Origin of the sequence: Mycolicibacterium austroafricanum (assembly GCF_000612725.1) — a bacterium.
GTDB classification, from domain to species: Bacteria; Actinomycetota; Actinomycetes; order Mycobacteriales; family Mycobacteriaceae; genus Mycobacterium; species Mycobacterium austroafricanum.
The window spans coordinates 37412-51376 of sequence record NZ_HG964462.1; the positions used below are offsets into that span (position 1 = coordinate 37412).

At 69.0% G+C, this 13965-nt stretch carries 11 protein-coding genes; 9 read left to right on the plus strand and 2 right to left on the minus strand.

Features of this window, described 5'->3' with window-relative positions; all coding sequences use genetic code 11:
* Complete coding sequence (gene purD, locus BN976_RS30730) at positions 1-1272, plus strand: phosphoribosylamine--glycine ligase (RefSeq protein ID WP_036377353.1); 1272 nt, start codon at positions 1-3, stop codon at positions 1270-1272.
* On the opposite strand, the gene BN976_RS30735 is transcribed toward purD, so the two are convergent.
* A complete protein-coding gene (locus BN976_RS30735) occupies positions 1269-2096 on the minus strand; it encodes an alpha/beta hydrolase (RefSeq protein WP_011782290.1) in 828 nt (275 codons plus the stop codon). The genes purD and BN976_RS30735 overlap by 4 nt on opposite strands.
* 95 nt (positions 2097-2191) lie before the next feature.
* On the opposite strand from BN976_RS30735, the gene BN976_RS30740 reads away from it, so the two are divergent.
* Genes BN976_RS30740 through BN976_RS30745 form a run of 3 tightly spaced genes read left to right on the plus strand, consistent with a single transcriptional unit; the run spans position 2192 to position 4420 of the window.
* Positions 2192-2800 (plus strand): TetR/AcrR family transcriptional regulator, encoded by a 609-nt coding sequence (locus BN976_RS30740; protein ID WP_199559039.1) that lies wholly within the window; start codon positions 2192-2194, stop codon positions 2798-2800.
* A gap of 37 nt (positions 2801-2837) precedes the next feature.
* A complete protein-coding gene (locus BN976_RS33980) occupies positions 2838-2984 on the plus strand; it encodes a hypothetical protein (protein ID WP_158498063.1) in 147 nt (48 codons plus the stop codon).
* A complete protein-coding gene (locus tag BN976_RS30745; RefSeq protein WP_036377508.1) occupies positions 2984-4420 on the plus strand; it encodes an APC family permease in 1437 nt (478 codons plus the stop codon). Before BN976_RS33980 ends, BN976_RS30745 begins: the two co-directional genes overlap by 1 nt.
* On the opposite strand, the gene relZ is transcribed toward BN976_RS30745, so the two are convergent.
* Positions 4417-6141, minus strand: coding sequence for a bifunctional ribonuclease/(p)ppGpp synthase (gene relZ, locus BN976_RS30750; protein WP_036377360.1), 1725 nt, complete (start codon positions 6139-6141; stop codon positions 4417-4419). The genes BN976_RS30745 and relZ overlap by 4 nt on opposite strands.
* A gap of 67 nt (positions 6142-6208) precedes the next feature.
* Here relZ and purB point away from each other — a divergent pair, with 67 nt between their 5' ends.
* The 5 genes from purB (at position 6209) to BN976_RS30775 (ending at position 13910) form a co-directional block, all read left to right on the plus strand.
* The gene (purB, locus tag BN976_RS30755; protein ID WP_036377511.1) at positions 6209-7627 is read left to right on the plus strand and encodes an adenylosuccinate lyase; all 1419 of its coding nucleotides are present in this window, start codon (positions 6209-6211) and stop codon (positions 7625-7627) included.
* Positions 7624-8853, plus strand: a complete 1230-nt coding sequence (locus BN976_RS30760) for a cytochrome P450 (RefSeq protein ID WP_036377363.1) — start codon at positions 7624-7626, stop codon at positions 8851-8853. The genes purB and BN976_RS30760 overlap by 4 nt, the downstream gene beginning before the upstream one ends.
* Positions 8854-8932: 79 nt before the next feature.
* Complete coding sequence (locus BN976_RS30765; protein ID WP_036377367.1) at positions 8933-10129, plus strand: NAD-dependent epimerase/dehydratase family protein; 1197 nt, start codon at positions 8933-8935, stop codon at positions 10127-10129.
* Complete coding sequence (locus tag BN976_RS30770) at positions 10126-11997, plus strand: hypothetical protein (RefSeq protein WP_084182477.1); 1872 nt, start codon at positions 10126-10128, stop codon at positions 11995-11997. The genes BN976_RS30765 and BN976_RS30770 overlap by 4 nt, the downstream gene beginning before the upstream one ends.
* A complete protein-coding gene (locus BN976_RS30775; protein WP_036377373.1) occupies positions 11994-13910 on the plus strand; it encodes a glycosyltransferase family 2 protein in 1917 nt (638 codons plus the stop codon). The genes BN976_RS30770 and BN976_RS30775 overlap by 4 nt, the downstream gene beginning before the upstream one ends.
* The last annotated feature ends 55 nt before the right edge of the window (positions 13911-13965 follow it).

A 13965-nucleotide genomic window follows, 5' to 3' on the forward strand; every position in this document is an offset into this window, starting at 1 on the left:
GTGCACGTCCTGGTAGTTGGATCCGGAGCCCGTGAACACGCGCTGCTGCTCGCGCTGCGCCGAGACCCCGAGGTCGAGGCGCTCTCGGTGGCGCCCGGCAACGCGGGGACGGCGGCTGTCGCCGACCAATACGAGGTCGACGTGACGTCCGGCGAGGCCGTCACCGCGCTGGCGCGCCGCATCGGCGCCGATCTCGTCGTCATCGGGCCCGAGGTGCCGCTCGTGCTCGGCGTGGCCGACGCGGTCCGGGCCGCAGGCATCGCGTGCTTCGGGCCCAGCAGGGACGCCTCGCGGATCGAGGGCTCGAAGGCGTTCGCCAAGGACGTGATGACGGCCGCCGGGGTGCGGACCGCGGTCAGCGAGATCGTCGACAACCCGGCGCACCTCGACGCCGCGCTGGACCGCTTCGGTCCGCCCGCCGGTCAGGCCGCCTGGGTGGTCAAGGACGACGGCCTCGCCGCCGGCAAGGGTGTGGTGGTCACGACGGACCGCGACGCCGCGCGCGCGCACGCCGCCAGCCTCCTCGACGCCGGGCATCCGGTGCTCCTGGAGTCGTTCCTCGACGGCCCCGAGGTGTCGCTGTTCTGCGTCGTGGACGGCGAGACGGTGGTGCCGCTGCTGCCCGCGCAGGACTTCAAGCGCGTCGGTGACGGCGACACCGGACCCAACACCGGCGGCATGGGTGCCTACACCCCGTTGCCGTGGCTGCCCGCCGACGTGACCCGGCGCATCGTCGACGAGATCGTCAAACCTGTTGCCGCCGAGCTGGTTCGGCGCGGCAGCGCATTCTCCGGCCTGCTCTACGCCGGTCTGGCCATCACGTCCAACGGCCCCGCAGTCGTCGAGTTCAACTGTCGCTTCGGCGATCCGGAAACCCAGGCGGTGCTCGCGCTGCTCGAATCCCCACTGGGGCAGCTGTTGCGCGCCGCCGCCATCGGTGAGCTGGCCGGCCAGCCGCCGCTGCAGTGGCGCGACGGTGCCGCGGTCACGGTGGTGGTCGCCGCCGAGAACTATCCCGGCAGGCCCCGGGTCGGCGACGTCATCCACGGCGCGGCGGACGGCGATACCGTCCTGCATGCGGGCACCGCCCGTCGCGACGACGGAGCCCTGGTGTCGGCGGGCGGCCGGGTGCTCTCGGTCGTCGGCACCGGAGCCGACCTGGTGGCCGCCCGCGAGGCCGCCTACGCGACGCTCGCCGCGATCAGGTTGCCGGGCAGCCACTTCCGTCACGACATCGGGCAGGCGGCCGCCGAGGGCCGGATCGCTCTCTAAGTCGCCAACAGCGGGGCGGCCCAGGTCATCTCGGAGGTCAGCTGTGACGACCAGAACGCCGCGTTGTGACCGCCGGGCGAGAAGCCACCGGCCGGAGGCGTCGACAGCTGCGCGATGAACTGCTCGGTGGCGGAGTAGAACGGATCGTCGAACCCGCAGTCGATACGCAGCGGTATTCCGTTGAGCGCGGCCAACCCCCACACGCTGTTGGCCTCGTAATCGGCAGCGCCGTCAAAAGCGCCCGGAGCTGCGGCGCCCGGTGACGTCCACAGCGCGGGACTGACGGCGGTGATCGCGGCGGTGCGGCCCGCGCCCAACCGCGAGCCCAGCAGCATCGCGCCGTACCCGCCCATCGACCAACCGAGGAACGCCACCCGTGAGGTGTCCAGACCCTGGGTGGCCAGCAACGGCAGGAACTCGTCGAGCACCATCGCGCCCGGATCGTCGCCGGACGCGCGCCGATGCCAGTAGCCGTTACCGCCATCCACCGCGGCCATCGCGAACGGCGGTAGCCCGGCGCGCACCGCGTCGGCCAGGAACCGCTCGACCCCCATCGACATCACCATCTCGGCGGAGGAATCCTTGCCGTGCAACAGGATCACCGGCCGCAGCGGCGCCGTTTGATCCGGCGGCCGCGCAATCACCCAGTTGGTGACGGCCCCGCCGCGGGCCGCCGAGGCGAACGAGCCGGTGACGAAAGTCGGCGCCGGGGCTGCTGAGGCCACCGCGGTGCCCAGCGCAGAAGCTGCGGTGGCGGCCAGTCCCGCGCGAAGCCCGAGGGCCAGCATCTCCCGGCGGTTGAGGGTTGGCATGCGCGACATCATGCCATCGCGGCCTGTGGCGGTGCGCGGCCCGACCGGACTGAGCAAAGGCTGATGATTCGGTGAAAGCCCGATGTCGAAACCCCGCGACTGGCAGGATCGCAAAAGTGACGGCAGCGGTCACTCCCAAGGGAGAACGTCGACGGTATGCGCTGGTCAGCGCTGCTGCCGATCTTCTCTGCGAAGGCGGGTTCGACGCTGTCCGGCACCGTGCCGTCGCGCGCCGGGCGGGCCTGCCGCTGGCATCGACGACCTACTACTTCTCCTCGTTGGACGACCTGATCGCGAAGGCCGTCGAACACGTCGGTACCCGGGAGAGCGAGCAGCTCCGTACCCGCGTGGAGACCCTGTCGCGTCGCCGCCGCGGCGCGGAGTCCACCGCCGACATCATCGTGGACCTTCTGGTCGGCGACAATCCCGAACGCGTCACCGAGCAGATCATCTCCCGTTACGAGCGCTATATCGCCTGCGCGCGGCAACCGGGGTTGCGTGACATTCAGCGGCGCATCCTGCGCCAGCGCAGCGACGCCGTCGTCGAGGTCGTCGAGCGCTCGGGCCGATCGGTGCGCACCGAGTTGGTCACCGCGCTGGTGTGCGCGGTGGACGGGGCGGTCGTCGCGGCACTGGTCGGCGACGGCGACGGGCCGCGTGCCACCGCCAGGGCGACCCTGATCGACGTCATCGACGTGCTCGCGCCCTTCAACTAGCGTTTGCTTTGAGCCTGGTGTGGTTAATCCCGACTGGGTGAAAACCGCCGGGGCCCTCGACGCGGCCCTCGACTGTTCCGTGGTGCTCGGCCACACCGACTCGCACGCGGGCGCCGTGTTCCTCGACGTTGTCCGCCAGATCACGGACACGGCATCGGATTCGAGCGAGTTCAGGGAGGCATGATGTCAGAGTCGGTGGCCGGGCCGAGAAGCCCTGAAAAGCAGCCGGAGCTCAAGCGAGTGATGGGACCCGGCCTGCTGTTGCTGTTCGTCGTCGGCGACATCCTGGGCACCGGTGTCTACGCCCTCGTCGGCGATGTGGCGGGTGAAGTGGGTGGGGCGGCGTGGCTTCCGTTCCTCGTCGCCTTCGCGATCGCGACCATCACGGCGTTCAGCTACCTGGAGCTGGTCACCAAATACCCCCAGGCCGCCGGTGCTGCGCTCTACGCGCACAAGGCTTTCGGTATCCACTTCATCACGTTCCTGGTCGCCTTTGTGGTGATGTGTTCCGGAATAACCTCCGCGGCAACGGCTTCCAGGGCGTTTGCGGCGAACTTCTTCGAAGGGGCGGGCATCGACGCGTCCAAGCTCGGTGTCGTTGTGCTCGCGCTGCTGTTCATGGCCGCGCTGGCCGCCGTCAACTACCGCGGCGTGGGGGAGAGCGTCAGGCTCAACGTCGTCCTGACCATCGTCGAGATCACCGGTCTGGTCGTGGTCGTCCTCGTCGGACTGTGGGCCTTCACCGGCGGCGCCGACGTCGACTTCTCCCGGATCACGGCCTTCGAGACCGGCGAGGACAAGAACACCTTCCTGGCGGTGACGGCGGCGACATCGCTGGCGTTCTTCGCGATGGTCGGATTCGAGGACTCGGTGAACATGGCCGAGGAGACCAAGGACCCGGTCAACACCTTTCCCAAGATCCTGCTCTCAGGTCTGTCCATCGCCGGCGTGGTCTACGTGCTCATCTCCATCGTCGCGGTGGCGTTGGTGCCGGTCGGTCGGCTCGAGGAGAGCGACACCCCGCTCGTCGAGGTGGTCAGGGCCGGCGCCCCCGGCCTGCCGATCGATGCGATCCTGCCGTTCATGACGATGTTCGCGGTGTCGAACACGGCGCTGATCAACATGCTCATGGCCAGCCGGTTGATCTATGGCATGGCGCGCCAGCATGTGCTGCCGCCGGTGCTCGGCACGGTGCACCCGACGCGCCGGTCACCGTGGGTCGCGATCCTGTTCACCACGCTGATCGCGTTCGGTCTGATCATCTACGTGTCGACCTTCGCCAGCAGCAACGCGATCGCGGTGCTCGGTGGCACCACCAGCCTGCTGCTGCTCGCGGTCTTCGCCGTCGTCAACGTCGCCGTGCTGGCGTTGCGGCGCGACGTGCGCGAGGCGGGCGGACACTTCAAGACGCCGACGGCGTTGCCGGTCATCGGTTTTCTGGCGTCGCTGTTTCTGGTCACCCCCCTGTCGGGGCGGCCGGCTCAGCAGTACATCGTGGCCGCCACCTTGGTCGCCATCGGTGTCGTGCTGTTCTTCGTCACCCAACTCATCAACAGGCAGTTGGGCATCCGCGACGGCCACATCACCGACCCGACCCGTCTCGGTTCTGGTACCGACTAGCCGAGCTTCTCGACCAGTCGCTGTAACCGGTTGTCCAGCAACGTCGTCCGGTGCGAATTGCCGTCCAGCTCGAGGTAGCGCCTGCCGTAGACGGCCAGTAGCGCGTCGTCGAGGCGGCGCACCGCACCGGCCGGGTAGCGGTAGTCCATGGCGGCGTTGACCGCGTCGGTGTCCACGCCGTCGAGGACGGTGTCGACCGCGTCGATCGACTCGATGCCCAGATCCAGAAGCAGCCCGGCGATCCACGCGTAATGGTCGGTGCGCGACCACCCGGCGTCCGGGAAGCGGTTGCCGAGGTAGGTGGCCAGCACCGGTGTCGGGATGCGGGGATCGTCGGTGGCCTCCGGGGCGCTGGTGTCGGGCACCGCGTCGCGCAACCGTTCCCGGACCGCCGAGAACTCCCGGTCGGCCAGCTCGAGAAGTCCGGCGGCCAACGTGAAGCGGCGGTCCAGGTCGGGGGCATGGGCGGCGGGAATCGAGCCCTTGTAGCGGATCTCGTGCTCGAACTCCGCCCACGCGTGCTGAAGCACCGTGCGCACCTGGATCGACGCCGGCTGCTGCACACCCTCCACTCCGAAGAGCAGGTGCCTGCTGGCGTACCCCCAGCGTCCCTCCCGGGCGGTCTCCTGACCCATGTCGCGGTCGTCGAGCAACCGCATCTCCTCGGCGAGCAGGTCGGCCACCGTGGCGACGTCCTCCCGCAGATAGGTGATCACCCGCAACCCGATCAGGTCGGTGATCTCCACCAGCGGCTCGCTGTAGAGCGGCTTACCGTCACCGGAGCGTCGGTCTGCCTTCGCCGCGAACGACTCGACGGTCTTGGTGCGCGCGGTCACCGACAGGTAGTTGATGCCCGCTTCGTCGAGCAGCCCCTTGACCAGACCAAGATAGTGCTCAGTCGCGGCGACGAGCGCGGGCCGCCGGGACGCGTACTCGGCGACGGCCGGAGACGGCGCGGCCGACGGGGACGTCCTGCTCGTCCGCGCGGCTCTCGGGCGGCGCCCCTCGGGAAGTGACGGGGTGACGATGTAACCGGACGCCGCGTCACCGTAGATCGTCACGTCCTCCGGCCGGCGATACCAGTACAACCCGACGTAGGCACACAGCACCGCGTCCACCGGATCCTCGTCGCGGTCGAGGTGGCTCGGCTTGGTGGCGGCCTCCACCCGCTTGCGCAGTTCCACCCATGCGACGCTGCGGTTGACGCGCAGCCTCGGCGTCGCGTCGTCGAGACCCTCGATGAGTGTCATCAGCCTCAGCAACTCGCGCTGACGGTCCTCGAACACGCCCCGCTTGTACTTCAAGGTCTTCTCGAGATCGAACAGCACGACCGTCGCCGGATGTGGATACACCTCGATCGCGCGTCGCGGCGAACTCGACGACGGGTCGGTGTCGAGGCCGAGGCGTTCGGCGATCCGGGCTGCGCGGGGATGCTTGAACTCCGGCCGGTCGGTGAACGCCGGGCGGGCACCCGCCTCGAACCGCTGAAAGTCCTTGTTGAACTGGGACTCGGCCGGCCGGTGGCCGGTGGGGTTCTTCACGATCAGCGGCGCGTCGATCGCGACAAGGCACTCGTCGGCGACGAACGGCGCCAGCGCCGCCTCGATGCTGTCGTCGTCGTGCGCCGTCCCCACCTGGAGAAGCCGCCCGTCGGCGTCGATCACGGCGAGACCGCTCTGGTTCTTCTCGCCCCATGCGAGGTCGAGTCCGACGAAGTACACGGGGCCTACTGTGCCTCATTATCTGCCGGTGCAGGGGCCGATAAGCTGTGTGTTCGTGAGCAACCCCGTGCCTGTTCCCGATGTGCTGGCCCATCGATACGCCAGCGACGAGATGGTGGCGATCTGGTCGCCCGAAGCCAAGATCGTCGCCGAGCGGCGGTTGTGGCTGGCGGTGCTGAAGGCCCAGGCAGAGCTCGGTGTGGGCGTGCCCGACGGGGTGGTCGCCGACTATGAGCGGGTGCTCGAGGAGGTCGATCTGGCGTCGATCGCGGCGCGTGAACGGGTGCTGCGGCACGACGTGAAGGCACGGATCGAAGAGTTCAACGCGCTGGCCGGTCACGAGCACGTGCACAAGGGCATGACCAGCCGCGACCTGACCGAGAACGTCGAACAGCTGCAGATCCGTCGGTCGCTGGAACTCGTGCACGCCCGCGGTATCGCCGTCGTCGCTCGGCTGGCCGAGCGGGCCGCCCTCTACCGCGACCTGGTGATGGCCGGCCGCAGCCACAACGTCGCGGCCCAGGCCACCACCTTGGGCAAGCGGTTCGCGTCCGCGGCCGAGGAACTCCTGGTCGCGCTGCAGAGGGTGCGCGAGCTGATCGACCGGTACCCACTGCGCGGCATCAAGGGCCCGATGGGCACCGCGCAGGACATGCTCGACCTGTTCGACGGTGACACCGACCGCCTCGCCGACCTTGAGCGCCGGGTCGCAGGATTTCTGGGGTTCACCGACATCTTCACCAGCGTCGGTCAGGTGTATCCGCGCTCCCTGGACCATGACGTGGTGTCGGCGCTCGTGCAGCTGGGCGCCGGGCCGTCCTCGATGGCGCACACCATCCGGCTGATGGCCGGACACGAGCTGGTCACCGAAGGGTTCGCGCCCGGGCAGGTCGGATCCTCGGCGATGCCGCACAAGATGAACACCCGCTCGTGCGAACGCGTGAACGGCCTGCAGGTGGTGCTGCGCGGATATGCCTCCATGACAGCAGAACTCGCCGGCGCGCAGTGGAACGAAGGGGATGTGTTCTGCTCGGTGGTGCGCCGGGTCGCGCTGCCCGACGCGTTCTTCGCCCTCGACGGGCAGACCGAGACGTTCCTGACGGTCCTCGACGAATTCGGCGCCTACCCGGCGGTGATCCAGCGTGAACTCGACCGCTACCTGCCGTTCCTGGCCACCACGAGGATCCTCATCGCCGCGGTGCGCGCCGGGGTGGGGCGCGAGACCGCGCACGAGGTCATCAAGGAGCACGCGGTCGCGGTGGCGCTGGCGATGCGGGAGAAGGGCGCCGAACCCGACCTGCTGGACCGGCTCGCCGCCGACCCGCGGCTGCCGCTGGACCGGCAGGCACTCGATGCCGCGCTCGCCGACAAACAGGTCTTCACCGGCGCGGCGGGCGACCAGGTGGACCGGGTGGTGGCGGCCGTCGACGATCTGATCGCCCGGTATCCCGAAGCGGCCGAATACACCTCGGGCGCGATCCTGTGAGGGTGGCGGGAGCCCTGGCCGCGGTCGACTTCACCGATCTGGACAACTTCGCGGCCGGGTTCCCGCACGGGCTGTTCGCGCTGCACCGCGAGCAGGCCCCGGTCTACTGGCATGAGCCGACCGAGAACACCCCCGACGGTGAAGGCTTCTGGTCGGTGGCCACGCACGCCGAAACCCTTGCGGTGTTTCGTGATCCGGAGACCTACTCGTCGGTGACCGGTGGTGAGCGGGCCTTCGGCGGCACCCTGCTGCAGGACCTGCCGATCGCCGGTCAGCTGCTGAACATGATGGACGACCCGCGGCACTCCGCGGTACGCAGGCTCGTCAGCTCCGGTCTGACACCGCGGATGATCCGCCGCGTCGAGGACGACCTACGGGAGCGGGCCCGGCGCCTGCTCGACGAGGTCGAACCCGGCACCCCCGTCGACTTCCTCACCGACATCGCGGCCGAGGTGCCGATGCAGATGATCTGCATCCTGCTGGGAGTTCCTGAATCCGAACGACATTGGCTGTTCGAAGCCATCGAACCGAGCTTCGATTTCGGTGGTGCCCGCAAGGCGTCGATCACCCGGCTCTCCGTGGAGGAGGCCGGGTCACGGATGTTCGAGTACGGCCAGGAGCTCATCGCCGCCAAGCGGGCCCAGCCCGGTGACGACATGCTGTCGGTGGTGGTGAATTCCGGCGACCCGCAACTGTCCGACCTGGAGAGCTACCTGTTCTTCAACCTGCTGTTCAGCGCGGGCGCGGAGACCACCCGCAACGCCATCGCAGGCGGTCTGCTCGCGCTGATCGAGAACCCCGACGCCTACCGTGCGCTGCGTGCGGACCCCGGGCTGCTGCCGACGGCCATCGAGGAGATGATCCGGTGGACGTCGCCGTCACCGTCGAAGCGGCGCACCGCAACCCGGCGCGCGACCCTGGGCGGCCACACCATCGAAGCCGGCCAGAAGGTGCTGGTGTGGGAAGGCTCGGCCAACCGCGACGCCGCCGTCTTCGCGTCTCCCGACCACTTCGACATCACACGTAAACCCAACCCGCACTTGGGATTCGGGCAGGGCGTGCACTACTGCCTCGGTGCCAACCTGGCCCGCCTGGAGCTACGGGTGATCTTCGAGGAGATCCTGCGTCGTCACCCGGCGGCACACCTGGCCCTGCCGGTGGAATGGACGCGCAGCAATCGGCACACCGGCATCCGTCACCTGGTGGTCGAGTTCGCCTCACGCTGAGCGTCATTCTTGACCGTTCCCCGATGAGTACCACGGATTGTCGATAATCTGAGCGGCCAGGGTCTTCGGGGGAGGCACTATGCGCGTACTGGTCCTTGGTGGGGACGGTTTCTGCGGGTGGCCCACCGCGCTGCACCTGTCGGATGCCGGGCACGACGTGCGCATCGTGGACAACGAGATTCGCCGCAGGATGGACGTGGAGCTCGGGGTGCAGTCATTGACGCCGATCGTGTCGCTGCCCGAGCGGATCGAAGCCTGGCGTGAGGTGTCCGGCCGGTGCCTCCAGCTCGAGATGTTCGACGTCGCCAGGGATTACGATGCGTTACTGAACACGCTGCGTACCTACCGTCCGGACGCCGTCGTACATTTCGCCGAACAACGCGCCGCCCCGTATTCGATGAAGGACGCCGCGCACAAGTGCTACACGGTGGACAACAACGTCAACGCCACCCACAACGTCCTCGCGGCGCTGGTGGAGGCGCGGCTCGACAGCCAACTGGTGCACCTCGGCACGATGGGCGTCTACGGCTACGAGACTTCGGCGGTGGACCTGCCCGAGGGGTACCTGACGATCAGCTATCCCGACCGGCACGGTGCCGTGGTGACTCGCGAGGCGCTCTACCCCACCAAACCCGGCAGCGTCTACCACCTCACCAAGTCGCTCGACCAACTGCTGTTCCAGTTCTACGCCCACAACGACGGCATCCGCGTCACCGATCTGCACCAGGGCATCGTCTGGGGTACCCAGACCGCGGAGACCCGCCGCGACCCCCGGTTGATCAACCGCTTCGACTACGACGGCGACTTCGGCACGGTGCTCAACCGGTTCCTGATGCAGGCCGCCATCGGCTATCCGCTCACCGTGCACGGCACCGGCGGCCAGACACGGGCCTTCATCAACATCCAGGACACCGTTCGGTGCGTGCGGTTGGCCATCGAGTCCGGCGACCAGGTCGGCCGCCGGGTCCGGATCATGAACCAGGTTGCCGAGACGCTGCGGGTGCGTGACCTGGCCGAACTGCTCGAACGGCTGGTCGGGGCCGCCGTGGCCTATCTGCCCAACCCGCGGGCCGAGGCGGACGAGAACGAACTGGCGGTGCGCAGCGACAACCTGAAGCGGCTCGGCCTGGACCCGATCCTGATGGAGGCGGGCCTGCTCGGCGAATCCATGGAGATCGCGAAGGAATACGCAAACCGCTGCGACGTCAGCAAGATCCCGTCGGTGTCCTACTGGAACGCCGAGCGTCGCTGCGCAGCCCAGAAGGTGTCCCGGTGACCGACCCCGAGTCGCAGCCGACCCACCACGGCGCCGCGGAACGGCGCCACGCGGTACGGCGCTGGATCCCGGGCGGGGCGGCGGTCATCCTCGTCATCATCCTGGCGTTGGTGGCCGTCTTCATCCTGGTGCGTCCCGGCTGGTTCGAGACCCCGTTCCAGGAAGGCCCGCCGCCGGAGCTGGCCTACATCAAGTCGCTCGCCGACCTGGGCGAGCGCGACGGCGTCCGGCTCAGCGACGACGGCACCCTCGCGAAGGCGGTCACCGCGCCTCTTCCGGTCGACTCGCGTGTCGACCACGCCCATCTCCTGCTCGCCGGCCGTGCACAGGTGGCCGAGGCGAGCACCGTGTTCCTGCGGGTGCTGGCCGACGGTGAGTCGGTCTATGTCGACGAACTCAAGCCGGGCAATCACGACGTCAAGGCCGAGATCCTGCTGCCCCCGGGTGTCCTCGACGACGGCAGCGTCACCGTCCAGATGAGGCTCACGGGCGCTCTCGACGAGGGGACGTGCAACCCGACCAACGAACTCGGTTCGTTCGTCCTGCTCGATCCCGCGGAAACCCGCATCGAGGCGACTCTGTACAACCCTGTGTACAGCGTGCGCGACGCGGTCGGGGCGCTCAACCGGGACGTCACCCTCGAGCTCGCCGCGCCGAAGGAGGACCGCGCCTGGTTCGAGACCGCCGTGAGGATGGGGGTCGCGCTGACCCAGCGCGGCTACCGGGTGTCCTACCACGCGGTCGCCGATTCGCCCCCGGGCAATTGGCGCAGCCGCATCCTGCTCGGGCCCGTCGACCGGTTGACCGAGCTGGGCTGGACCGCGCCCGAGGACGCCGGTCCGCGCACCTGGCAGGTCGGCCGCATCGACGACACCGCCGTGCTGGCACTCACCGACCCGGCCGCCCAGGCGGCCGCTCCGTTACTCCTCACCGACGCTGTCACCACCGCCGACAGCGCCGCCAACGAGTCCCGGGTCGACAGCCCCGAAGAGCCGGTGGGTGATGCGGTGTCGCTGGCACCGCTCGGTATGGACACGGCCGTGCAGCGCATCGGCGACAGACGGGTGTGGCGAACTCCGTACTGGCTCACCGAGCTGCCCGGCGGCCGCGTGCCCCGCGAGGTGCGGCTGCAGCTGCGCCTTCCGCTGATCGGCGAGGAGGCCCGCTGGATGGTGCAGATCCAGCTCAACGGTCAACTCCTCGACAGCGTGCAGCTGGCGGGGGGCAGCGCCACCCAGGATGTCACGGTGCCGATACCGGAGGGCATCGAGGCGCTCCGAAACGATCTGGCGGTGACCCTGCTCCGCGACCGTGACCTGGTCGGATGCACTACGCGCAGCCCCAGCTACGACGTCCAGCTGCTGCCCACCTCGAGCCTGGTGCTCGGCGGCCCCGGCGCCGGTCTGACCGCCGTCCCTGCCGATTTCGCAGCGGGCTTCGACATCATGCTGCCGGCGTCGAGCACCGACGATCCGGCGACGTCGCTGGCCGCCCTGGTGCCGACACTGGCCCACTTCAGAGGCTGGCTGCAGCAGACGCCCTTCGTCTGGGACGGGCTACCGGCAGATCGGCCGTTCTTCCTGTTCGGCAACCCGCCGCCGGGGGTGGATGTGCCGGTGCGCCTGGTCGACGGCCGCCTGGTGGCTGCGGGCTTCGACCTGCAGGCGTTCCAGAACGGTCTCGTCGTGGAACGCGCCGCGGCCGGCGCGGCGCGCGGCCTGGTGGTCATCCCGGTGGGTCGGCCCCCGGACAACCCGGTGCCCTACGGGCGCGAAGCGGCCCGGCTGGTGACCGGCGTCGACGGCGGAGTCGTCGTCAGCGACGCGGGGGGCATCCTGACCCCGGCGCCCACGGAGCGGTTCCCGTGAGCGATCCCGGCCCGCGGGGGGTCGAGGAGCACTACCGCTCGATCGACAGTGCGCCCCCGGAATACTCCGTCAACCGCCCGCCGAGCGCGGCCAACGGCGCGCTGATGAACTTCTTCTCACTCAGCGTGGTGGCACTGCTCATCACCACCGAAATCGTCCGCCGCGCCGACCCGTACACCCCCCGCGACTTGGTGTTCATCCGCGCCGAGGGCCAGAGCGCCGCGATCCCCGTGCGGCTGTTCCTTCTGCTGATCGCCGCCGCGGTGGCGTTCTCCCTGGCCACCAATTGGTGGCGGCGGCTGGCGGTGGGTGGGGAAATGGTCGGCAAGGGCCTGCTGATCTGCCTGGTGGTGGACCTGTCGGCATACATCGGTCACTCCCTGGGGCTGTTCGAAGCGGAGGTCGTCGGTCAGCAGCTGGCGTCCAGTCTGGCGTCGCTGGTCGTGTTCCCGTTCGTGATCCTGCGGCATGCCCGGCTGCCCAAACCGGTCGATCTGCCGCCGGTCGGGCGCATTCGCTGGCATGCGTGGGTGCGCCTGATCGTGCCGTTGGTGGTGGCGTTCGTGCTGGCTGCGTGGATCGAGCAGCGCACCCCGCTCACGACCGAGTTCATGCGGGAATGGGCGCTGCTGGGCGGGGTCGGTCCTGGCATCTTCCTGGTGCAGCAGCTGTTCGTGATCATCACCGCGAGCATCGGGTTACTGATGGTCCGCTGGTCACGCCGGGCGCGCTTCGCGCCCCCGCTGGCCGTGATGGTCCCCGCCCACAACGAGGCCCACGACATCGCCGCCGCCATCGAGGCCGTCGACCGGGCGGCTGCCCGGTACGCCGCTCCTGTGCACCTCTACGTGATCGACAATGCCTCCACCGACGCCACCACGGCCGCCGCCGAGGCCGCTCTGGCCGCCTGCGCGCACTGCACCGGCGAGGTGCGGCCATGCGCGCAGCCCGGGAAGGCGGTCGCGCTGAACTACGCGATATCGATCATCCGTGAGGAGTTCGTGGTCCGCATCGACGCCGACACGGTGATCGGTGAGAACTGCCTCGATGTCACGCTGCGCCACTTCGCCAACCCCAAGGTCGGCGCCGTCGGTGGCATGCCGCGGCCCCCGCGGGTCCGGACATTCTTCGACCGGGCCCGGATGGTGGAGGTCCTGCTCAAGCACGGCTTCTTCCAGGTCTCCATGATGGGGTTCGACGGGATCCTCGGCGAACCGGGCATGTTCGTGGTGTACCGGCGCCGCGCAGTCCTCGAGGCCGGGGGGATCGTCGAGGGCATGAACGGCGAGGACACCGACATCTGCCTGAGGATGAGCAGTCAGGGCTATCTGAACATGGCGGAACCGACCGCCGTGTATCTCAGCGAGGTGCCGCAGACCTGGGCGCACCTGCGCGAACAGCGAATCCGGTGGTTCCGCAGCATCTATCACGTCACCGCCCACAACCGGCGGGCATTGCTCGACCGCAGCTCGATGGCCGGTGTGGTGGTACTGCCCTTCCAGCTGGCCAACGCGGCACGGCGGGCGATGATGCTCCCGCTGCTGCTGTTCGGCCTGCTGATCTTCGGCCTGTTCCAGAAGACCTATCCGGGGTTGAGCGAGCCGAGGCTGTGGGCGGTGTTCCTCGGTCTGCCGATGCTCGTCGCAATCGCGGTATGCCTGTCGCGGCAGCCACGCGCGGTGCTCTACATCCCGGAGTATCTGGTGTTCCGGGTGGTGCGCAGCTACTTCACCCTGGCCGCGGTGCTGAGCCTGAACTTCCCGCCGCTGCATCCGCGCCTGCGGCGGCGCGCCTCCGGCGAGAAACCGGTTGCAACGCCACGCCAGGCGCCGGCGAAGCGTTCGTCGCACCTGACTCGCCAGCACAGCCGGGTGGCACCGGCCGGCCGGCGTTCCAGCTCAGTCGAGTCGTGAATCGGGCGTAACCCCAACCACGCGCCCGGGTTTCGGCGTCCTGGCGTTTGCGGTG

Excerpts from the sequence above, each read along its gene's own strand:
- BN976_RS30735 (WP_011782290.1), bottom strand. The coding sequence starts at position 2,096 with ATGATGTCGCGCATGCCAACCCTCAACCGCCGGGAGATGCTGGCCCTC.
- BN976_RS30745 (WP_036377508.1), top strand. The coding sequence starts at position 2,984 with ATGTCAGAGTCGGTGGCCGGGCCGAGAAGCCCTGAAAAGCAGCCGGAG.
- BN976_RS30765 (WP_036377367.1), top strand. The coding sequence starts at position 8,933 with ATGCGCGTACTGGTCCTTGGTGGGGACGGTTTCTGCGGGTGGCCCACC.